The organism is Pseudomonas azerbaijanoccidentalis (assembly GCF_019145495.1).
GTDB classification, from domain to species: domain Bacteria; phylum Pseudomonadota; class Gammaproteobacteria; order Pseudomonadales; family Pseudomonadaceae; genus Aquipseudomonas; species Aquipseudomonas azerbaijanoccidentalis.
This window is the reverse complement of the sequence record NZ_JAHSTU010000010.1, coordinates 20,845-42,546: the sequence shown is the minus strand read 5'-3', so window position 1 is coordinate 42,546 and position 21,702 is coordinate 20,845. Positions and strand designations below refer to the sequence as shown.

Below are 21,702 nucleotides of genomic sequence, written 5' to 3'. Positions count from 1 at the left end.
AGATGATGCGGAGCAAGGTGACAGGTGCGCAGCGTTGGGTCGTGAAGATCGGCAGCGCTTTGCTGACGGCGGACGGCAAAGGCCTGGATCGCGCGGCAATGGGTGTCTGGGTGGAGCAGATGGTGGCCCTGCATGAGGCGGGTGTCGAGCTGGTGCTGGTGTCCTCCGGGGCGGTGGCGGCCGGTATGAGCCGTCTGGGCTGGACCTCGCGACCCAGTGCGATGCACGAGCTTCAGGCTGCTGCTGCAATCGGTCAGATGGGGCTCGTGCAGGCCTGGGAGTCGAGTTTTGCCGAGCATGGCCGGCACACGGCGCAAATCCTCCTGACCCACGACGACTTGTCTGATCGCAAGCGCTACCTGAATGCTCGCAGCACCTTGCGTGCGCTGGTTGAGCTGAAGGTTATCCCGGTGATCAACGAGAACGACACCGTGGTCACCGACGAAATCCGTTTCGGCGACAACGACACCCTCGCGGCACTGGTGGCCAACCTGGTCGAAGCTGATTTGCTGGTGATCCTGACGGATCGCGACGGTATGTTCGATGCTGATCCGCGCAACAATCCGGATGCTCAACTGATTTACGAGGCGCGTGCCGACGATCCGGCGCTCGATGCGGTGGCGGGCGGCACTGGCGGTGCGCTGGGGCGTGGCGGCATGCAGACCAAGTTGCGCGCAGCGAGGTTGGCGGCACGTTCCGGTGCTCATACCATCATCGTTGGTGGGCGACTTGAGCGTGTGCTTGATCGCCTCAAGGCGGGCGAGCGCATCGGCACCTTGCTGTCGCCAGAGCGCGGCATGCTGGCGGCGCGCAAGCAGTGGCTGGCCGGACATCTGCAAACTCGTGGCACGCTGGTATTGGATGCCGGTGCGGTGACGGCGTTGTCCCAGGGCAACAAAAGCTTGCTGCCGGTTGGGGTCAAGTTGGTGCAGGGTAGCTTCCGTCGCGGCGAGATGGTGGTTTGCGTGGCGCCGGATGGTCGTGAGATTGCCCGAGGCCTGGCCAACTACAGTGCCCTGGAAGCGCAAAAAATCATCGGTCAGTCGTCTGAGGCGATTGTCGGTCTGTTGGGTTACATGGCGGAGCCGGAACTGGTTCACCGCGATAACCTGATCCTGGTCTGAAGGAATACCTGAATGCGCGTGGCAAAAGGATTATTGGGGGTGCTGCTGGCGATGCCGCTGCTGGCTTCGGCTGAAGAAATTGGCCAGGTTTCGACGGTGTTCAAATTTGTTGGCCCGAACGACCGCATCGTGGTCGAGGCGTTTGATGATCCCAAGGTTGAAGGCGTGACCTGCTACCTGTCGCGCGCCAAGACTGGCGGCGTGAAAGGTGGGCTGGGGCTGGCTGAAGACCGTGCCGAGGCCTCGATTGCCTGTCGTCAGGTGGGGCCGATCAGCTTCAAGGGTGAGCTCAAGGATGGCGACGAGGTGTTCAAGGAGCGCACGTCGCTGGTGTTCAAGACCATGCAGGTGGTGCGTTTCCTCGACAAGAAGCGCAATACGCTGGTGTATCTGGTGTACAGCGATCGCTTGATCGAGGGTAGCCCGCAGAATGCTGTGACGGCGATTCCGATCTTGCCGTGGGCGCACGTCCAATAACCTGACGCAATTCAAACTGTGGGAGCGAGTCTGCTAGCGATGACGGAGTAACATTCAGTAGCTGTGTTGGCTGGATGTCCGCTATCGCGAGCAGGCTCGCTCCCACAGTTTTTTTTGCGTTCACCAAATCGCAGGCAATAAAAAACCGACCCTGAGGTCGGTTTTTTAATGAACGAGTCGTTTAGGCAGCAACGGCAACGTTCAGGGCCTTAACGTGGCCATTCAAACGGCTCTTATGGCGAGCAGCCTTGTTCTTGTGGATGATGCCTTTATCGGCCATACGGTCGATAACTGGCACAGCCAGAACGTATGCAGCTTGAGCTTTTTCAGCGTCTTTTGCGTCGATGGCCTTAACTACATTCTTGATGTAGGTACGAACCATGGAACGCAGGCTGGCGTTGTGGCTGCGACGCTTCTCAGCCTGTTTTGCACGTTTTTTGGCGGAAGGTGAGTTGGCCACCGTCGAGCTCCTCGAAAGACTTTTTAGGAAATAGCAAACAAAATAGGCCGCGAATCATGCCGATGAGTTGAAGTCTTGTCAAGGGCGCTTGAAACGTTCCGCTAAGTGGTAGGGGTACCGCGACGGGATATTTCTTTCCGGCGTGTGACCTGTAAACTCGCGAGCTTTGGCTCTGTGCTGTTGCGGCGCAGAGTATCGCATAAGTGGGCGCTTTATTCGCCTGCTGTTTATCGACAGGCACAAACTCTTTCAATGAATCTGCTCAAATCGTTGGCCGCCGTCAGCTCTATCACGATGCTTTCCCGGATTCTGGGGTTTGTTCGTGACACCCTCATTGCACGCACATTTGGCGCGGGAATGGCGACCGACGCCTTCTTTATCGCCTTCAAGTTGCCGAACTTATTGCGCCGGATTTTCGCCGAGGGGGCATTTTCCCAGGCCTTCGTGCCGATTCTTGCCGAATACAAAAGCCAGCAGGGTGAAGAGGCGACACGCACCTTCATTGCTTATGTCTCAGGCCTGCTGACGCTGGTGCTGGCGCTGGTCACCGCGTTGGGCATGCTTGCCGCGCCGTGGGTCATTTGGGTCACGGCACCGGGATTCACCGATACCCCGGAAAAATTCGAGCTCACCACCGATCTACTGCGGGTGACCTTTCCTTACATATTGCTGATTTCCCTTTCGTCGCTGGCAGGCGCGATTCTTAATACCTGGAACCGTTTTTCGGTCCCGGCGTTCGTGCCGACGCTGCTCAACGTGAGCATGATTATTTTTGCGCTGTTCCTGACGCCGTACTTCGACCCACCCGTAATGGCGCTCGGCTGGGCGGTTCTGGTGGGTGGCCTGGCTCAGTTGCTCTATCAGCTGCCGCACCTGAAGAAGATCGGCATGTTGGTGCTGCCGCGCCTGAATCTGCGCGACTCCGGGGTCTGGCGGGTCATGAAGCAGATGCTGCCGGCGATCCTCGGGGTCTCGGTGAGCCAGATCTCGCTGATCATCAACACCATATTCGCTTCGTTCCTGGTCGCAGGCTCAGTGTCCTGGATGTATTACGCCGACCGTTTGATGGAATTGCCATCAGGCGTGCTGGGTGTAGCGTTGGGCACGATTCTGCTGCCGACCCTGGCCAAGACATACGCCAGCAAGGATCGCCACGAATACTCGCGAATTCTCGATTGGGGCCTGCGACTGTGCTTCGTGCTGGTATTGCCTTGCGCCCTGGCACTGGGGATTCTGGCTGAACCGCTGACGGTTTCGTTGTTCCAGTATGGGCAGTTTGATGCCCACGATGCGGCCATGACCCAGCGCGCGCTGATCGCCTATTCCGTCGGGTTGCTCGGAATTATTGTGATTAAAGTGCTAGCGCCTGGCTTTTATGCGCAACAAAACATTCGCACACCGGTAAAAATCGCAATTTTCACGTTGGTCGTCACCCAGTTGTTCAACCTGTTGCTGATCGGCCCGCTGGCGCACGCCGGTCTGGCGCTCGCTATCAGCGCCGGCGCCTGCCTCAATGCGGGCCTGCTCTTCTATCAACTGCGCAAACAGCAGATGTACCAACCGCAACCGGGCTGGGCGAAATTCGGTTTCAAACTGGTGGTTGCGGTGGCGGTGATGTCGGGCGTGTTGCTGGCCGGCATGCATTTCATGCCAGCCTGGGGCGAGGGGCAGATGCTTGAGCGTTTCCTGCGGCTGGGCGCCTTGGTGGTTGCCGGTGTGGTGGCGTATTTCGGCATGTTAATGTTGATGGGCTTCCGCCTGCGTGATTTCAATCGCAAGGCGTTGGGCTGAGGTTAAACCCTCCATCAATACGGGCGAGCCGGCATTTTTGTCGGCTCGATTACTTTGGGATACGGTGTTGCCTGTCGTCGGCCGCCGGGTGTGGTTATAATCGACCACTTTATGAGCAAGAAGCGCGTTATGCAGCTGGTTCGAGGCCTCCACAATCTGCGCCCTCAGCATCGGGGCTGTGTCGCCACTATTGGCAACTTTGACGGTGTACACCGTGGTCACCAGGCTATCCTGGCGCGACTGCGTGAGCGTGCGCTGGAGTTGGGCGTGCCCAGCTGCGTGGTGATTTTCGAGCCGCAGCCGCGCGAATTCTTCGCTCCGGACACCGCGCCGGCCCGTCTGGCCCGCTTGCGCGACAAGCTGCAACTGCTGGCAGACGAAGGCGTCGACCGGGTTTTGTGCCTGGCCTTCAACCAGCGCCTGAGCAAACTCAGCGCCAGTGAGTTCGTCGATACCATCCTGGTCGATGGGCTTGGCGTGCAGCACCTTGAAGTCGGTGATGACTTCCGTTTCGGCTGTGACCGGGTAGGGGACTTCGATTTCCTGCAGCAGGCTGGCGTGATGCAGGGTTTCACCGTCGAAGCGGCACAGACTGTCGAGCTCGATGGCATTCGCGTCAGTAGCACCCAGGTGCGTAATGCCCTGGCGGCTGCCGATTTCGTCCTCGCCGAACGTTTGCTCGGCCGCCCGTACCGGATCGCCGGTCGCGTGTTGCACGGTCAGAAACTGGCGCGTCAGCTGGGCACGCCCACTGCCAACATTCAACTCAAGCGCCGTCGCGTTCCGCTCACCGGTGTTTACCTGGTCAGCGTCGATCTCGACGGCAAGACCTGGCCGGGCGTTGCCAATATCGGCGTGCGGCCTACGGTCCAAGGGGATGGCAAAGCCCACCTCGAAGTCCATCTTTTAGATTTTGCCGGCGATCTGTATGACCGGCGTATGACGGTGGTTTTCCACCAAAAGCTGCGTGAAGAGCAGCGTTTCGCCTCTCTGGAGGCGCTTAAGACGGCGATCAATGCGGATGTCGCCGCCGCCCGTGCCCTGTCGCACCTAGCGCCAATCGCTAATGAAGAGCCTTAAATGACCGACTATAAAGCCACGCTAAACCTTCCGGACACCGCCTTCCCAATGAAGGCCGGCCTGCCACAGCGCGAACCGCAGATTCTGCAGCGCTGGGACAGTATTGGCCTGTACGGAAAGTTGCGCGAGATTGGCAAGGATCGTCCGAAGTTCGTCCTGCACGACGGCCCTCCGTACGCCAACGGCACGATCCATATCGGTCACGCACTGAACAAGATTCTCAAGGACATGATCATTCGTTCGAAGACCCTGTCGGGCTTCGACGCGCCTTATGTTCCGGGCTGGGACTGCCACGGCCTGCCGATCGAGCACAAAGTCGAAGTGACCCACGGCAAGAACCTGGGCGCGGACAAGACCCGCGAACTGTGCCGGGCCTACGCCACCGAGCAGATCGAAGGCCAGAAGTCCGAATTCATCCGTCTGGGTGTGTTGGGCGACTTCGCCAATCCGTACAAGACCATGGATTTCAAGAACGAGGCCGGTGAAATCCGCGCCTTGGCCGAAATCGTCAAGGGCGGCTTCGTGTTCAAGGGCCTGAAGCCTGTGAACTGGTGCTTTGACTGCGGTTCGGCCCTGGCTGAGGCGGAAGTCGAGTACGAAAACAAGAAGTCCTCGACCATCGACGTGGCGTTCCCGATTGCCGACGAAGCCAAACTGGCTGCCGCTTTCGGTCTGCCATCGCTGGCCAAGCCCGCTTCGATCGTGATCTGGACCACCACCCCGTGGACCATCCCGGCCAACCAGGCGCTGAACGTTCACCCGGAGTTCAACTACGCCCTGGTCGACGTCGGCGACAAGCTGCTGGTGCTGGCCGAAGAACTGGTCGAGTCGTGCCTGGCGCGCTACTCGCTGGAAGGCTCGGTCATCGCGACCACCACCGGTAAAGAACTCGAACTGATCAACTTCCGTCACCCGTTCTACGACCGTCTGTCGCCGGTTTACCTGGCCGACTACGTTGAGCTGGGCGCGGGTACTGGCGTGGTTCACTCCGCACCGGCCTACGGCGTGGACGACTTCGTGACCTGCAAGAAATACGGCATGGTTAACGACGACATCCTCAACCCGGTGCAAAGCAACGGCGTCTACGTGCCGTCGCTGGAGTTCTTCGGCGGCCAGTTCATCTGGAAAGCCAACCCGGCCATCGTTGAAAAACTGACCGAAGCCGGTGCGCTGCTGCACACCACCGTCATCGAACACAGCTACATGCACTGCTGGCGCCACAAGACCCCGCTGATCTACCGCGCCACCGCGCAGTGGTTCATCGGCATGGACAAGCAGCCGACCACTGGCGACACCCTGCGTGTGCGCTCGCTCAAAGCCATCGAAGAGACTCAGTTCGTTCCGGCCTGGGGCCAGGCGCGCCTGCATTCGATGATCGCCAACCGTCCTGACTGGTGCATTTCCCGTCAGCGCAACTGGGGCGTGCCAATCCCGTTCTTCCTGAACAAGGAAAGCGGCGAGCTGCACCCACGCACCGTCGAGCTGATGGAAATCGTTGCCAAGCGCGTTGAAGGCGAGGGCATCGAAGCCTGGTTCAAACTCGACGCCGCCGAACTGCTGGGCGATGAAGCTCCGCTGTACGACAAGATCAGTGACACCCTCGACGTCTGGTTCGACTCGGGCACCACGCACTGGCACGTCCTGCGCGGTTCGCACCCGATGGGCCACGAAACCGGTCCACGTGCCGACCTGTACCTCGAAGGCTCGGACCAACACCGTGGCTGGTTCCACTCGTCGCTGCTGACCGGTTGCGCCATCGACAACCACGCGCCGTACCGCGAACTGCTGACCCATGGCTTCACCGTCGACGAGTCCGGCCGCAAAATGTCCAAGTCCCTGGGCAACGTGATCGCGCCACAGAAAGTCAACGACACCCTGGGCGCCGACATCATGCGTCTGTGGGTCGCTTCGACCGACTATTCGGGTGAAATGGCGGTTTCCGAGCAGATCCTGCAACGCAGTGCGGACGCCTACCGGCGTATTCGTAACACCGCGCGTTTCCTGCTTTCCAACCTGACCGGGTTCAATCCGGCCACCGACCTGCTGCCGGCCGAAGAAATGCTGGCGCTGGACCGTTGGGCCGTGGACCGTACCCTGCTGCTGCAGCGCGAGCTGCAAGAGCACTACGGCGAATACCGCTTCTGGAACGTGTACTCGAAGATCCACAACTTCTGCGTGCAGGAGTTGGGTGGTTTCTACCTCGACATCATCAAGGACCGCCAGTACACCACCGGCGCCGACAGCAAGGCCCGTCGTTCGTGCCAGACCGCGCTGTTCCACATCTCTGAAGCGCTGGTGCGCTGGATCGCACCGATCCTGGCCTTTACCGCCGACGAACTGTGGCAGTACCTGCCGGGCGAGCGTAACGAGTCCGTCATGCTCAACACCTGGTACGAAGGTCTGACCGAGCTGCCGGAAGGCTTCGAGCTGGGTCGCGCCTACTGGGATCGCATCATGGAAGTGAAGGTCGCGGTCAACAAAGAGATGGAAATCCAGCGCGCGGCCAAGGCCGTCGGTGGCAACCTGCAAGCCGAGGTGACGCTGTTCGCCGAAGACGCCCTGAGCGCCGACCTGGCCAAGCTGAGCAACGAGCTGCGCTTTGTGCTGATCACGTCGACCGCCAGCGTTGCGCCGTTCGTACAGGCGCCGGCTGATGCCGTGGTCACCGAAGTCAGCGGCCTGAAGCTGAAGATCGTCAAGTCGGCCTTCGCCAAGTGCGCCCGTTGCTGGCACTGCCGTGAAGACGTCGGCGTGAACCCTGAGCATCCGGAAATCTGCGGTCGTTGCGTCGACAATATCAGCGGCGCTGGTGAGGTTCGTCACTATGCCTAATGCCATTGGCCGTTTCGGACGGCTGGGCTGGCTCTGGTTGAGCTTGCTGGTTCTGGTCATCGACCAGGCCAGCAAGTTCTACTTCGAAGGCAAGCTCGAGATGTATCAGCAGATCGTGGTGATCCCCGACTACTTCAGCTGGACGTTGGCCTACAACACCGGCGCGGCATTCAGCTTCCTGGCTGACAGCTCCGGCTGGCAGCGCTGGTTGTTTGCCCTGATTGCCATTGTGGTCAGCGCGGTGCTGGTGGTCTGGCTCAAGCGTCTGGGTCGCAACGAAACCTGGCTGGCCGTAGCGCTGGCACTGGTGCTCGGTGGCGCGCTGGGCAACTTGTATGACCGCATTGCCCTGGGCCATGTGATCGATTTCATTCTGGTGCACTGGCAGAACCGCCATCACTTCCCGGCGTTCAATTTTGCCGACAGCGCAATCACTGTAGGCGCTGTCATGCTGGCACTGGATATGTTCAAAAGTAAAAAAACCGGAGAAGCCGTTCATGACTGAACAGGTATTGGCTGAGCAACGCATTGGCCAGAACACGGAAGTCACTTTGCATTTCGCATTGCGCCTGGAGAACGGCGACACAGTGGACAGCACCTTCGATAAAGCCCCGGCGACCTTCAAGGTCGGTGATGGCAACCTGTTGCCAGGTTTCGAAGCAGCGCTGTTCGGTTTCAAGGCCGGCGACAAGCGTACTCTGAGCATCGAGCCGGAAAACGCTTTCGGCCAGCCAAACCCGCAAAACGTGCAGATCATCCCGCGCTCTCAATTCCAGGACATGGACCTGTCGCCGGGTTTGCTGGTGATCTTCAACGATGCGGCCAATACTGAATTGCCGGGTGTGGTGAAAGAGTTTGATGACGCGCAGGTGACCATCGACTTCAACCATCCGCTGGCAGGCAAGACGCTGACCTTTGACGTGGAAATCATTTCCGTCAAAGCGCTGTAACTGATCGTACGCGGTCAAAAATGTAGGAGCGAGCCTGCTCGCGATGAGTACTGACACTCAACACATGTGTTGACTGACACTCCGCCATCGCGAGCAGGCTCGCTCCTACAGTGTTTTTTATTGTTTTCGCGCGCAAGACACGAGGCTCAGCATGCAAATCAAACTCGCCAACCCCCGTGGCTTCTGCGCCGGCGTGGACCGGGCGATCGAAATCGTCAACCGCGCCCTGGAAGTCTTCGGGCCGCCGATCTATGTGCGCCATGAAGTGGTCCACAACAAATTCGTCGTCGAAGACCTGCGCAACCGTGGCGCGATCTTTGTCGAGGAACTGGATCAGGTGCCGGACGACGTGATCGTGATCTTCAGCGCCCACGGCGTTTCCCAGGCGGTGCGCACCGAAGCTGCCGGCCGTGGCCTGAAAGTGTTCGACGCCACGTGCCCGCTGGTGACCAAAGTGCACATCGAAGTCGCACGTTATAGCCGCGACGGTCGTGAATGCATCCTCATCGGCCACGCTGGTCACCCGGAAGTCGAAGGCACCATGGGCCAGTACGATGCCAGCAATGGTGGTGCGATCTACCTCGTCGAAGACGAAAAAGATGTCGCCGAGTTGCAAGTGCACAACCCCGAAAAACTGGCATTCGTCACCCAGACGACCTTGTCCATGGACGACACCAGCCGCGTCATTGACGCCCTGCGTACGCGCTTCCCGGCCATCGGCGGTCCACGCAAGGACGACATCTGCTACGCCACTCAAAACCGCCAGGACGCGGTCAAGCAACTGGCTGACGAGTGCGATGTGGTGTTGGTGGTCGGCAGTCCGAACAGCTCCAATTCCAATCGCTTGCGTGAACTCGCCGAGCGCATGGCGACTCCGGCTTATCTGATTGATGGCGCCGAAGACCTGCAGAAGAGTTGGTTCGACGGTGTCGAGCGTATCGGCATCACCGCAGGTGCCTCTGCACCGGAAGTGCTGGTGCGTGGCGTGATCGAGCAGTTGCAGGCCTGGGGCGCTACCGGTGCCGATGAACTGGCTGGTCGTGAGGAGAACATCACATTCTCCATGCCTAAAGAACTGCGCGTGCGTTCCCTGCTTTAAGTTTTTTCCCCTCTGCGCACAGCGCCTGCTCAGCCTTTTCGTTGCGCAGGCTGACGCGACCGGTCGGGGCCAGCACCACCTGGTACTGGCTCACCGGTTCGCGAGCGGCGCACACATGTAATGTCCCTGCCTGAAATGCCCCCCTGGCGAACTGTGGCTCACCCAGACTGCTGAAGCGCACGAATGTGCTGACAGGTCGGTTACCGACAATCGGCACCTGCGCGCCGCTCTGGCGTTCGAACAGCAGCGGGTTGCTGGCGTCTTTCTGGCCTTTGCCACTGACATCCAGAATGATCCGCCACCCTCGGCCCCAGTCGCCATCGATGGCGTGGATCATCACGCTCTGATGGCGCGCAATGGCCTCGGTTCTGGCCGTGCGGATGCCACTGTAAAGCGACTGTGCCGCCAGCTCGCGATGGTTCGATTCCGTGACCGCTGCGAATGCCGGGCTGACCAAATGCAGAACAATCCCGACAATCGTCAGTCCCATAAGCAGTTCAATCAGGCTGAAACCTTGCTGACGCATGACGTCTCCCTCCCTGGAATGGATTGGCCTGTGCGATCCGTGCACAGGTGAAGGCAAAACAACCGCGCAGGGCGGTCGAATGTTCTAGCGTGTAACTGCAGGTATAGCCGACGGCAACGGAGGGCACTGATGGAACATCGTTCAAAAGGTTTCACGCTGGTCGAGTTGTTGATTGCGTTGGGGATCTTTCTGGTGCTTATCACGTTGGCCGTCCCGGCGTTCACCCGCTCAACGCAAACGACGAGGGCCGACACCGAAATCGGCGACCTGCAACGCAGTCTTAATTTCGCCCGGCTGGAGGCCATCGATCGGGGCGTGACGACACGGCTTCGGCCCACAGCGGGCGGCAGCGTCTGGACCGGGGAGTTAGCGGTGTATGACAGTACTGGCACTTCGGCCAATGTATTGCGGGTTGTTCCGGCGATGGGCAGCGGAGCGACTCTGACGCTAACCTCAGGAGTGACCGCCATTGATTTCAACAATCTGGGCGGGCTGGCGTCATCGTCCACGGCGGTGGTGATCAGTTATGAATTGGGGGCGCAAAGCAGGACGCTGAATGTGTGTTTGAACGGACGAATTCTATTGGGTGGAAGTTGCGGATGAGGCCATGGAGCAAGCCTGCACAGGACGGCATGACGTTGATCGAAGTTCTGGTGGCATTGGTGATACTGAGCGTTGGGTTGTTGGGCGCGGCGGCCTTTCAATTGAATGCGCTCAAATACACCGACAGTGCGCGCATGACTAGCCAGGCCAGCTTTATCGCCTATGACATGATGGACCGCATCCGCGCCAACTCGGCTGCCGATTACACCGTGACGCCGCCGACATCCGGCAACCTCAACGTAGCCCGGGACCAGGACCTCTACGACTTCACCAGCAATATCGTCAATTTCGGTGGTCCCACTGCCACGGGCAGCATTGCGCTCAATCAGCGGGTGTACACCATCACCATCACTTGGGACGATTCCCGGGCGGCCAACAGCGCCAATTCGCGTCGCAGCTTCGTCCTTACCAGCCGTGCCACCGTCGACCCGGTATCGACGCCATGAACCGCCGGCAAAGAGGCTTCGGCCTGATCGAGTTACTGATCGCCCTGGCCTTGAGCCTGGTGGTGGTGCTGGGCGTTGTGCAGGTTTTCATTGCGTCGAAAAACACCTACATCAGCCAGAGCGCCGCCGCTGCGATGCAGGAAGACGCGCGTTTCGTGCTGAGCAAAATGATTCAGGAAATCCGCATGGTCGGGATGTTCGGTTGTCTGGGAACGATTACCGACGCCAGTTCGGCAGGTGAATTCAACGGGGCTCAAATTACCCCCATCAGTTGGGATAACGCCAATCTCAAGCTGACCCTGGTGACGGCGGACGTCGGCAGCAGTGGCGGGACGCCGACCTGGACGGTGATATCGGATTGTCGAAACACTGCGACGGCCTATAGCGACTCGCGCACGCCGGCGTCGGGGCAACTGGCATTCCCGATCCGGCGGTTGATCTACAGCTTGAAGAACGGCCAGTTGACGATGGGTGTCGGCAGAGGCACACCGGCCCAGCAGGTGCTGGTGGATAACGTCAGCGCCTTCAATGTGAGTTTCGGCCTCGCCAGCTCCGCTGCCGATTCGTCAGCCTCCAGTTACAGCAGCAACCCGTCTGACCCCGCGCGCATTCGTAGCGTGCGATTGAGCCTGACTCTCACCGACCCTAAAAACCGGGTCAGCAATCAAACCTTCAACGTGGTTGCCGCGCTGCGCAACCGCTTGCCATGAGGGGAGGGCCGATGAGTTTTTCTGTACTCACTTTTCGCGGCCAGCGTGGCATGGCGTTGCTGGTCAGCCTGGTGTTTCTTTTGCTGCTGACGCTGATTGGCCTTTCATCGATGCAGAACGCCACGCTGCAGGAAAAAATGGCCGGCAGTGTGAGTTTGCGCAATCAATCGTTCCAGAGCGCCGAGGCGGCGTTGCGTGTCGGTGAAAGCGCAGTGCAACTCGATAGCTACGCCTTGGCTGTCTGCAACGGCACCAGTCAGTGCGCGCCGCCGGCTGAGTCTGCCACCGTCAAGGCCGCCGGTTTCAATTCCACCTCGGGCGTGACCTGGATCGCTTCGGGCAATGGCTTTTATGGGGTGCAGAACATTGGCACCACCCTCACGGCCGTGAACGTGCCGAGCAATACATCGGCAACGTTGTACCGGGTGACCGCCGTGGGCATCGCGGGTAGTTCGCGCAGTGTGGTGGAGAGTATTTATGCGAAGTACTGATGGGTGCACCGGGCTGTGGCGAATACTGTGTGGCGTTGCTCTGGGGTTGTATCTGGCAGCACCGGTCTATGCCTTCACGCCGTCGGATTCGCCGCTATTGAGCGCGGCAGCCGTGGCGCCGAACGTGATGCTGATGATCGATGATTCGGGGAGTATGAATAACATCATTTGGGCGCCGGGATTCGATCCGACGGTCAACCGCGCGCAGATCGCGATGTGCAATTCCAACCTGTCATGTATCGGTGGTCAGAATCTCGATATGAGTGATGCCAACATCGCCCTGTCGAGCCTGAACCGTGGCGGTTGCTCGACCAACGGCAATTGGTACGGTTTCTATCGCGGCTTTCTCGGGCTGACACCGATCTGCCTGAAACTGCCCGACCCCGTGGGCAATGAGAACACCCGCTACACGGCGAACTATCTGGCGTATCTGTTGGGGCTGGCCAACGGTTCCAGCCGCGATTTCACCACGGGCGCCAATGCAATCCCCGATGACTATCGCATCAGTGTCGCGCAGGATGTCTCGAAAAATCTGGTCACCAGCAATCGCTCGTTGCGCATCGGACTTGCGACATTCAATCCCCCTGTCGGCAATAACCCGGGCAACGGCGGTTACATTGCGCGGGCGGTCAGTGATCTGTCGGTGGACGCCAACTACAACGCGCTGATTTCTTCGATCAATGGTCTGAGCGCAGTCGCCAACACGCCATTGGCGGAAACCTACTACGAAGTGACCCGATACATGCGCGGCATAGCGCCGTACTACAACTCGACGCCTGCCACCTATACCAGTCCGATCCAGTATCGCTGTCAGAAAAACTACGGCGTGGTGATCACTGACGGCTTGCCCACCTACGACCGAACCTTCCCCACCAATGACCCACTTGGCGGCACTCGCCTGCCGAACTGGGACGGCAACAGCGCCAACGACGGCGACAACCCCGGCGGTGATGGGGAGGGTGACACCCTTTATCTGGATGACATCGCCAAATTCGCCTTCGACATCGACATGCGATCCACCGGGACGGATCTGGCCGGCAAAAGCTGGAACGCCACTGATTTCCCCAAACAGAACATGAACACCTACACCGTCGGCTTTACCGCCGCGAATCAGATGTTGTCGGACGCCGCCAATTACGGTCAGGGCAAGTACTACCAGGCGACGGACAGCACCGGCTTGAATGCTGCGCTATCTAACGCTCTGAGTGATATCACCTCGAAGGCTGGTTCCGGCGGCAGCGGCGTTGCCAGTGGTTCGAATTACACCAGCGGCAGCAGCTATTTCCAGACCAGTTACGACCCCAAGGACTGGCGCGGCACGATCAAGTCATACGGCTACACCGCCAACGGCGCGATCAATACCAATGCGGTGTTGTGGACCACTGACACAGCCATCGTGCCTGGCGCCACGGCGCCGACCTATCAATCCTGGAACAGCCAAAACAACACGGCCGTGACGTTGGCTTATGCCAATTTTTCCACAGCCCAGCAAACCACCCTCAATCAGGGTCTGCCCACAGGCATCACCGGTAGTGATCTGGTGGAGTGGAGCAAGGGCACCAACAAGACCGGGCTGAAGGTTCGCAGTGTGCTGCTGGGGGACATCATCAACTCACCGTTGGCCCTGGCATCCCCGATAGAAAAAACCGCTTCCGATTTGGCGGGTGACACCACCTACAGCACTTACCTGGCCACAAAAGCCGCCAACATGAATGCCAGTCTGGTGGTCAATGCCAACGACGGTTTCGTCAATGTCATCAACGCTGCCAACGGCGCTCGACGCTACGCCTACATGCCGTCGAGTGTGTTGCCGTCGTTGCGCTACATCGCCGACACCGCGTACATCAACGGCGTCAGCCACAAGTTTCTGGTGGATGGGCAGGTGGGCGTGTTCGATGCCCAGCTCAACAGTGCCTGGAAAACCCTCGCGCTGGGCGGCACCGGAGCAGGGGGGCGGACCTTCTACGCGTTGCAACTGTTCGATGCTTCGGCCGGTAATGTGACCAAGGCGTTGTGGGAAATCAGTGCGCCTGCCACTGCCAGCACGGCAAACGCTTTCAATGATCTGGGTTATGCCTATGCCCGTCCGGAAGTGGCACGCTTGGCTGATGGTCGATGGGCCGCGTTCATTTCCAATGGCTACGGCAGCAACTCTGGCGTGGCGGCGTTGTATGTGGTGGATATTCGCGATGGTTCGCTGATCAAGAAAATCGTTGTCGACAGCACTGAAACCACCAACGGTTTGTCTTCGGTAAAGCTCAAGGTCAACTCGCAGAACGTGGTGCAAGCCGCGTATGGCGGTGACTTGAAGGGGCGGCTGTGGAAATTTGATCTGAGCGGCACCACCGCGGATAGTTGGGGCGTGGCGTTTTCCGGCAAACCGTTGTTCACCACTGCTGGCGGCGCAACCCAGCCCATTACGGCGCAGCCATTGCTGGCCGATAACTCGCTGGGTGGCAAAGTGGTTTTTTTCGGTACCGGCAAGTTCAACGAAGCGGCGGATAAGACGAACAAGGATTTGCAGGCGTTCTACGCGGTGTGGGACGCGAACGGGGGTTCCGGGCAGATCACCACGTCAAGCCTTCAAGCCCAGGCTATAACCGGTGTGTTCTCCGGTAGCTCAGGCCAATTCATCACCACGAGCCAGAACGAGGTGACTTATCCGGCGGAAAAGGGTTGGTATCTGCCGTTGGTGTACAACAACGTGCTGACTGGGGAGCGGGTGATCAATTCAGCTCGACAGGTATTCGAGCGGATTGTTTTCACTACGGCGAGTGTAGACACTACCGACCCTTGTTCTAGCTTCGGTACCGGCAAGCTGATCGAGCTCGATGCTTTCAGCGGTAAGATGCTCAACTATGCGGTACTTGATACTAACAATGATCAACTGGTCGATAGTACTGACTCAATTTCCAGCGGGGTAATCTCTACCGACGGTTCCCTAACGGTAAACAACGTCTCTGCAGACGGAAAGACTAAGGATGTAGGCAAAACCAGCGGAACGCCTATTACCTTGTTTGAGAAGGGCGGTGGCGGCAGCCGTCGCATCATGTGGCGACAAATACAGTAAGTGAGAGTTGAGGCATGCACAGATCCAACCGTGGTTTTACCCTGATCGAAATCATGATCGTGATTGCGATCATCGGGATTGTCATGACCATCGCGGCACCGAGCTTCACCGAGTACCTGAAGAAGGGCCGCCGTGCCGAAGTGGCCGGTCTGCTGTCCGAGCAGGCGCAGATTCTCGAGCGATTCTATTCGCAAAAAAATGTCTACACCGGTGTTGCAGGGCTTAGCCCCGGCAATGATTACTACACCATAACGTCGACCCTGACCGACCAGACCTTCCTGCTGACGGCGGTGCGCAAGACCGGCACTTCCATGGCAACGGACAAGTGCGGTGATTTCACGATTACCAATACCGGCGTGCGCAGCATGGTCAACGCCACGGCAGGCCTGACCACCAAGGATTGCTGGGGTCGCTGAGTGTTCTCTTCGGGCGCTTTTTGCGTCCTCTGTCTATTTATCGGTTGGATCAGAATATGAACAGGCAACAGCAAGTGGTGATTGTCGGTGGCGGGGTCATCGGCCTGCTGACGGCATTCAATCTCGCGTCCGAAGTGCAGAACGTTGTGCTGCTGGACCGTTCGAACGTCGGTCAGGAATCGTCCTGGGCGGGTGGCGGTATTGTTTCGCCGCTCTATCCGTGGCGTTACAACCCGGCAGTCACCGCACTGGCTCATTGGTCCCAGGATTTTTATCCACAGCTGGGTGAGCGCCTGTTTGCTGCCACCGGTGTCGATCCCGAAGTGCATGTCACCGGCCTGTACTGGCTCGATCTGGATGACGAAGCCGAGGCGTTGGCCTGGGCGTTGCGGGAGAACCGCCCGCTTCGGGCTGTGGATATCTCGGCGGCGCACGATGCGGTGCCGGTGCTGGGCGGTGGTTTTTCCCGGGCCATCTACATGGCTGATGTCGCCAATGTACGCAATCCACGTCTGGTGAAATCGCTGAAGGCTGCTTTGCAGGCACTGCCGAACGTGACGATTCATGAGCAGTGTGAGGTCAGCGGGTTCATTCGCGAAGGCGAGAAGATTGTCGGTGTGCAGACTTCCACGGGCGCGATCAAAGGTGATCAAGTGGTCCTGACGGCTGGCGCCTGGAGCGGCGACTTGCTCAAGAGCCTCGATCTCACGCTGCCGGTCGAACCGGTGAAAGGGCAGATGATTCTTTACAAATGCGCGGCGGATTTTTTGCCGAGCATGGTGTTGGCCAAAGGGCGATACGCCATTCCCCGACGCGACGGGCACATTCTGATTGGCAGCACGCTGGAGTACGAAGGCTACGACAAGACGCCAACCGAGCCGGCGCTGGAGAGCCTCAAGGCTTCGGCGGTGGAATTGATTCCGGCGTTGGCGGATGCCGAAGTGGTCGGGCATTGGGCCGGTTTGCGGCCGGGGTCGCCGGAAGGCATTCCCTTCATTGGCCGAGTGCCAGGGTTTGATGGGTTGTGGCTCAACTGCGGACATTTCCGCAATGGGCTGGTGCTGGCACCGGCGTCGTGTCAGTTGTTTGCCGATGTGATGTTGGGACGTGATCCGATCATTGATCCGGCACCGTATGCGCCGACGGGGCGCATCTGAGGCAAAAGATCGCAGCCTTCGGCAGCTCCTACGTAGGGCGAGTTACCCTGTAGGAGCTGCCGAAGGCTGCGATCTTTAAAGGCTTCAATCCAACCCGAATTTCTTCAGCCGATAACGCATCGACCTGAACGAAAGATTCAACCGCTGAGCCGCCGCCGTGCGGTTCCAGCGGGTTTCTTCCAGCGCCTGAAGAATCAGCTGACGCTCGACGTTTTCCAGATACGCTTCAAGATTGTCGATTTGCGTCAAATCCGGCAACCCACCCTCAGGCGTGCAATTACCTTCGGCCAATCGCAGGTCGCCGGCTTCAATCTGTTTGTTTTCGCAAAGGGTGTGAGCCCGCTCAAGCATGTTCACCAGTTCCCGGACGTTGCCGGGGAAACGGTAGCTTTTAAGCGCTTCCAGTGCTTGCGGGTGCAGTTTGGCCACCGGCTGACCGGTATCGGCTGCCAAACGCTTGAGCACGTGGCTGGCCAACGGCTCGATGTCGTCACGGCGTTCGCGCAGGGGCGGTACGCGCAACTCGATCACGTTCAAGCGGTAATAAAGATCCTGGCGAAAGCGCTCCGCGGCGACTTCGGCGCCAAGGTCCTTGTGGGTGGCGCACAGAACGCGCACATCGACCACTTCTTCCTGCTGTCCGCCAACGCTGCGCACGGCTTTTTCCTGAATCGCCCGCAGCAGTTTGACCTGCATCGGCAGCGGCAGGTCAGCCACCTCGTCGAGAAACAGCGTACCGCCGTGAGCGGCCTGGAACAGCCCGGGTTTGTCTTCGATGGCACCGCTGAAGCTGCCTTTGCGATGACCGAAAAACTCGCTTTCCATCAGCTCCGATGGAATCGCCCCGCAATTGACCGGAACAAATGCCTGCTTGGCGCGCGGACCGCGATCATGGATCAGCCGGGCCACCAATTCCTTGCCGCTTCCGGACTCGCCACTGATGTACACCGGCGCCTGGCTGCGCGCCAGTTTGTCGATCTGCTTGCGCAAATTGCGCATCGGCAATGAATCGCCCAGCAAGCGTCGATCAATGGCGATGCCAGGGGCGGGCAGGAGCAGGGCGCTGGTGACCAGTTCACGCAGGCGGCTGAGATCCACCGGTTTGGAGAGGAAGTCGAAAGCGCCGGCCTTGAGCGCGTTGATTGCCGTGTCAACGTTGCCATAAGCGGTGATCATCGCCACCGGAATCTGTGGGTAACGTTGCTGGATGTGCTGCACCAGTTCCAGGCCGGTGCCGTCCGGAAGGCGCATGTCGGTCAGACACAGATCGAACGCTTCGCGCTTGAGCAGGGCCAGGGCCTCGCTCGCATTACGCGCACTGTAAGTGTCGAGTTTCATCCGTCCCAGGGTGATTTCCAGGAGTTCGCGGATGTCCGGTTCGTCGTCGACAATCAGGACTTTTTGCCGTGGGCTCATATTCAACTTTGTTTCCGTCCGTGAGCAAAGGTGATGCGAAAGCAGCCGCCGCCTTGGCGTGGTTTGAAGTCTAGGCGGGCCTGATTGCTTTCGCACAGCTCACGGGACAGATACAGCCCAAGGCCTGTGCCTTGGTGACTGGTGGTGAAGAAAGGTTCGAACAGTTGCGCCTGATGATCAGGTGTCACGCCGGCACCATCATCCAGCACTTCGAGGATCGGCAACTGGCTGCCGGGTTCGATGAACAACTCCAGCCAGACTTGCGCCAGGTCGTGGTTTTGCGCGCTGTGGCGCCAGGCGTTGCGCACGAGGTTGTCGATGATCTGGTGCAGCTGGTTCGGGTCCATCAGCGTCTTGAAGTCACCGGGGCCAATGTTCAGGTGGATCTGCTGGCGCTCGGTCGCGGCCTCGCGGATTTCAGTGACGAACTGTTGCAGCCACGGCTTCAGGTCGAGGCGCTGTGCCACGGTTTGCTGGCGGCGGGACAATTGCAGGACGTTTTCGATTACCCGATTCATTCGCTGAGAGTGGTCTTGAATAATCTGGGTCAGACGTTGATCCGCGCTATTGAGTTCCTCAGATTCTCGCAATAGCTGTGCGGCATGACTGATGGCGCCCAACGGATTGCGGATTTCATGGGCGATGCCGGCGGTCAGGCGGCCGAGGGCGGCCAGTTTCAGTTGTTGCGCTTGCTGGGCGATTTGCGCGAGATCTTCGAGAAAAACCAGGGTCTGGTGCTGCGGACTCGGGTCCAGGGCGATGAAGCTAGGCTGCAGCTCCATGCCGCTGCTGGCGATTTTCAGGCTTTGGGGGCGCAGTGTCGGGTTGTTGAGCCACAGGTGCAGGCGCTCGACCAGCGGTGGGAAGTGGTCGTCGATCAGTTGCCCTTCAAGGTTTTCGCAGCCCAGCAGGGCCAAGGCACTGTGGTTGGCCAATTGCACGCGACGCTGATCGTCGAGTACCAGGATGCCGGTGCGCATGCGTTGCAGGATAAGCGCATTGAGCGCTTCGAGGCCGACGACTTCGCTGGCCTTCTGCTCCGCCAGCGATTCGCTGACTTCCAGGCGTCTGGTCAGGCCTTGCACCAGCAGCGCGGCGGCAAAGCACAGGGCACCCAACGTGCCGACCTGCAAATAATCGTTGGGGCTGGCGGTATGGCTGAAACTCAACAGGAAGCTTGAAGCGACGATGCCGAGCGCCCCAACGGCGGCGATCAGCAGGCCGATTCGCCCACGCAATAAGGTGTTGCTGATGGCCACCGAGACGATCAGCAAGTTGCCAATCGCACTGGCCACGCCGCCAGCGGCATAGAACAGGCCGCAAAGCAGCAGGACATCGACCAGCGCCAGGCTAAACAGCTGCGCCGGGCGGCGGGTGTTCTCGAGAAAGACCACCAGCAGGATGTTCAGCACCAGATACAACCAGCTGCCACTGCGCAGCAGCTCGTCATTGGCCGAGGTCAGCAACCGGTTGTCCATGTTGCTGGAGATCAGCAACACCAGAGTGATGCCGACGCTTAAACGGTAAAGATGATAAAGGCGCAGCAGTCGCTGGGCCTGTTTGCCGCCGTGACTGGACGTCTCAGCGATCACTGGAGCCGGGGCCTTGCTCAAGGTGAGCCTGGCTGCAATACCACTGTTGTTGAAGGTTCAGCGCGCGGTCGCGAGGCAGGTGCACGCCGCAATGGGCGCAACGGACCATCGGCGCCGCTTCCAGCTCGGCAGTGGACTTGGGCGATGAAACCTGGCGCTTGTATTTGCGCCAGAACCACACGGCGGCGGCAATCACGGCGATCCAGAATAATAAACGAAGCATGATGAGCTGCTTTTTGACGGATGAAACGGCAGTTTAGCCAAGGTCATGACAGGCGCACAGTGCATTCGCTCATCACAAAAAATTGGCAATAAAAAGGGAGGCTCGAAAGTCTCCCTTTTTGTACCGCCGGTCGTATCAGTCGAACACGCCGAAGGTCATGTAGCTGAACCACGAACGGTCTTCGTTGTTGCCTTCCGCTTCGTGTTCCTCTTCCTCGATCACTTCGCCGTTTGCATCTTTAGGCTTGAGTTCGCTCGGAATGGCGTCTTTGGCGTCCTGGAACTGCTTCTGCACGTCCTGGTTGGCGCGGGTTTCTCCCGGCGGCAGCGGCGGACGGGATTCGATCAGGCCCAGGGTGGCCTTGCTCAACCACGAACGGTTGTCGGCTTCGGCAACCGATGGCACGAACTGACCGTCAACCAGCGTCGGGTGGTTCGGGTAGTTCAGCTTCAGGGTTTCGAGACTGGTGGCTGCCAGGTCGTCCAGGTGCAGACGCTGGTAGGACTCGGTCATCACCGCCAGGCCGTCACCGACCGAAGGGGTTTCCTGGAAGTTTTCCACGACGTAGCGGCCACGGTTGGCAGCAGCGACATATGCCTGACGGGTCAGGTAGTAGTCGGCAACATGGATCTCGTAGGCCGCCAGCAGGTTGCGCAGGTAGATCATGCGCTGCTTGGCGTCAGGCGCGTAGCGGCTGTTCGGGAAGCGGCTGGTGAGCTGGGCGAACTCGTTATAGGAGTCGCGCGCGGCACCCGGGTCACGCTTGGTCATGTCCAGCGGCAGGAAGCGCGACAGCAGACCCACGTCCTGGTCGAAAGACGTCAGGCCCTTGAGGTAATACGCGTAATCGACATTCGGGTGCTGTGGATGCAGACGAATAAAACGCTCCGCAGCGGCTTTTGCTGCCTCGGGTTCAGCGTTCTTGTAGTTGGCGTAGATGAGCTCGAGTTGAGCCTGATCAGCATAACGACCGAACGGATAACGCGATTCCAGAGCCTTCAGCTTGGCGGTAGCGCTGGTGTAGCTGTTGTTGTCCAGGTCGGCCTGAGCCTGTTGGTACAACTCGACTTCACTCAGGTTTTCGTCTACGACTTCCTTCGATGAGCAAGCAGCGGTCAATGCGAGGATGGCGATCAGCAGCAGGTGTTTCACTTGCATGGCGGCTTGCGTCCCTATGACGGCCGCTGTCTTGGGCGTGGCCGTCCTGTTATGATGAGCGCCCCGTTGAATAGCCTCGGG

The 21,702-nt window shown here is 59.2% G+C and carries 21 protein-coding genes; 15 read left to right on the top strand and 6 right to left on the bottom strand.

Annotated features, from left to right (window positions below):
* Positions 1-5 precede the first annotated feature (5 nt).
* Together proB and KVG88_RS26175 are read left to right on the top strand one after the other, a co-directional pair.
* Positions 6-1,124, top strand: coding sequence for a glutamate 5-kinase (gene proB, locus KVG88_RS26180; RefSeq protein ID WP_033047437.1), 1,119 nt, complete (start codon positions 6-8; stop codon positions 1,122-1,124).
* 12 nt (positions 1,125-1,136) lie between these two features.
* Positions 1,137-1,601: a CreA family protein gene (locus KVG88_RS26175; protein WP_217873175.1), complete on the top strand. Its 465-nt coding sequence runs from the start codon at positions 1,137-1,139 to the stop codon at positions 1,599-1,601.
* A 181-nt stretch (positions 1,602-1,782) separates the two neighbouring features.
* Here the strand turns inward: KVG88_RS26175 and rpsT are convergent, their stop codons facing one another.
* Positions 1,783-2,061, bottom strand: coding sequence for a 30S ribosomal protein S20 (rpsT, locus tag KVG88_RS26170; protein ID WP_150701498.1), 279 nt, complete (start codon positions 2,059-2,061; stop codon positions 1,783-1,785).
* A gap of 252 nt (positions 2,062-2,313) precedes the next feature.
* Between rpsT and murJ the strand changes: the two genes are divergently transcribed.
* The 6 genes from murJ (at position 2,314) to ispH (ending at position 9,813) form a co-directional block, all read left to right on the top strand.
* A complete protein-coding gene (murJ, locus tag KVG88_RS26165) occupies positions 2,314-3,852 on the top strand; it encodes a murein biosynthesis integral membrane protein MurJ (RefSeq protein WP_217873174.1) in 1,539 nt (512 codons plus the stop codon).
* 129 nt (positions 3,853-3,981) lie between these two features.
* Positions 3,982-4,932, top strand: a complete 951-nt coding sequence (ribF, locus tag KVG88_RS26160) for a bifunctional riboflavin kinase/FAD synthetase (RefSeq protein WP_150701496.1) — start codon at positions 3,982-3,984, stop codon at positions 4,930-4,932.
* Positions 4,933-7,764, top strand: coding sequence for an isoleucine--tRNA ligase (ileS, locus tag KVG88_RS26155; RefSeq protein WP_150701495.1), 2,832 nt, complete (start codon positions 4,933-4,935; stop codon positions 7,762-7,764).
* Complete coding sequence (gene lspA, locus KVG88_RS26150; protein WP_150701494.1) at positions 7,757-8,269, top strand: signal peptidase II; 513 nt, start codon at positions 7,757-7,759, stop codon at positions 8,267-8,269. The genes ileS and lspA overlap by 8 nt, the downstream gene beginning before the upstream one ends.
* A gap of 7 nt (positions 8,270-8,276) precedes the next feature.
* The gene (gene fkpB / locus KVG88_RS26145; RefSeq protein WP_172668667.1) at positions 8,277-8,714 is read left to right on the top strand and encodes an FKBP-type peptidyl-prolyl cis-trans isomerase; all 438 of its coding nucleotides are present in this window, start codon (positions 8,277-8,279) and stop codon (positions 8,712-8,714) included.
* Positions 8,715-8,865: 151 nt separating this feature from the next.
* The gene (gene ispH, locus KVG88_RS26140; protein ID WP_150701493.1) at positions 8,866-9,813 is read left to right on the top strand and encodes a 4-hydroxy-3-methylbut-2-enyl diphosphate reductase; all 948 of its coding nucleotides are present in this window, start codon (positions 8,866-8,868) and stop codon (positions 9,811-9,813) included.
* On the opposite strand, the gene KVG88_RS26135 is transcribed toward ispH, so the two are convergent.
* Positions 9,782-10,339, bottom strand: a complete 558-nt coding sequence (locus KVG88_RS26135; protein WP_217873173.1) for a GspH/FimT family pseudopilin — start codon at positions 10,337-10,339, stop codon at positions 9,782-9,784. The two genes, ispH and KVG88_RS26135, sit on opposite strands and share 32 nt — an antisense overlap.
* Positions 10,340-10,468: 129 nt before the next feature.
* Here KVG88_RS26135 and KVG88_RS26130 point away from each other — a divergent pair, with 129 nt between their 5' ends.
* Genes KVG88_RS26130 through thiO form a run of 7 tightly spaced genes read left to right on the top strand, consistent with a single transcriptional unit; the run spans position 10,469 to position 17,232 of the window.
* Positions 10,469-10,942 carry a GspH/FimT family pseudopilin gene (locus tag KVG88_RS26130; RefSeq protein WP_217873172.1) on the top strand — a complete coding sequence of 158 codons (474 nt, stop codon included), beginning with the start codon at positions 10,469-10,471 and terminating at the stop codon, positions 10,940-10,942.
* Positions 10,939-11,388 carry a type IV pilus modification protein PilV gene (gene pilV / locus KVG88_RS26125; RefSeq protein ID WP_150701490.1) on the top strand — a complete coding sequence of 150 codons (450 nt, stop codon included), beginning with the start codon at positions 10,939-10,941 and terminating at the stop codon, positions 11,386-11,388. The genes KVG88_RS26130 and pilV overlap by 4 nt, the downstream gene beginning before the upstream one ends.
* Positions 11,385-12,098 carry a prepilin-type N-terminal cleavage/methylation domain-containing protein gene (locus KVG88_RS26120; protein WP_217873171.1) on the top strand — a complete coding sequence of 238 codons (714 nt, stop codon included), beginning with the start codon at positions 11,385-11,387 and terminating at the stop codon, positions 12,096-12,098. Before pilV ends, KVG88_RS26120 begins: the two co-directional genes overlap by 4 nt.
* Positions 12,099-12,109: 11 nt before the next feature.
* Positions 12,110-12,589, top strand: coding sequence for a pilus assembly PilX family protein (locus KVG88_RS26115; protein WP_150701488.1), 480 nt, complete (start codon positions 12,110-12,112; stop codon positions 12,587-12,589).
* On the top strand, positions 12,576-15,659 hold the full coding sequence (locus KVG88_RS26110) for a pilus assembly protein (protein ID WP_217873170.1): 3,084 nt from the start codon (positions 12,576-12,578) through the stop codon (positions 15,657-15,659). The genes KVG88_RS26115 and KVG88_RS26110 overlap by 14 nt, the downstream gene beginning before the upstream one ends.
* A 14-nt stretch (positions 15,660-15,673) precedes the next feature.
* A complete protein-coding gene (locus KVG88_RS26105) occupies positions 15,674-16,075 on the top strand; it encodes a type IV pilin protein (RefSeq protein WP_150701486.1) in 402 nt (133 codons plus the stop codon).
* Between the two features lie 56 nt (positions 16,076-16,131).
* Positions 16,132-17,232, top strand: a complete 1,101-nt coding sequence (gene thiO / locus KVG88_RS26100; RefSeq protein WP_217873169.1) for a glycine oxidase ThiO — start codon at positions 16,132-16,134, stop codon at positions 17,230-17,232.
* A gap of 84 nt (positions 17,233-17,316) precedes the next feature.
* Here thiO and KVG88_RS26095 read toward each other — a convergent pair whose 3' ends face one another.
* The 4 genes from KVG88_RS26095 to KVG88_RS26080 all read right to left on the bottom strand — a co-directional run bounded on the left by KVG88_RS26095 (position 17,317) and on the right by KVG88_RS26080 (position 21,621).
* Positions 17,317-18,648, bottom strand: a complete 1,332-nt coding sequence (locus KVG88_RS26095; RefSeq protein WP_217873168.1) for a sigma-54-dependent transcriptional regulator — start codon at positions 18,646-18,648, stop codon at positions 17,317-17,319.
* Between the two features lie 2 nt (positions 18,649-18,650).
* A complete protein-coding gene (locus KVG88_RS26090; RefSeq protein ID WP_150701666.1) occupies positions 18,651-20,240 on the bottom strand; it encodes an ATP-binding protein in 1,590 nt (529 codons plus the stop codon).
* The gene (locus KVG88_RS26085) at positions 20,230-20,463 is read right to left on the bottom strand and encodes a PP0621 family protein (RefSeq protein ID WP_150701483.1); all 234 of its coding nucleotides are present in this window, start codon (positions 20,461-20,463) and stop codon (positions 20,230-20,232) included. The genes KVG88_RS26090 and KVG88_RS26085 overlap by 11 nt, the downstream gene beginning before the upstream one ends.
* Positions 20,464-20,598: 135 nt before the next feature.
* Entirely contained in the window at positions 20,599-21,621 is a 1,023-nt protein-coding gene (locus tag KVG88_RS26080; protein ID WP_150701482.1) for an outer membrane protein assembly factor BamD, read from the bottom strand.
* Between the last annotated feature and the right edge of the window lie 81 nt (positions 21,622-21,702).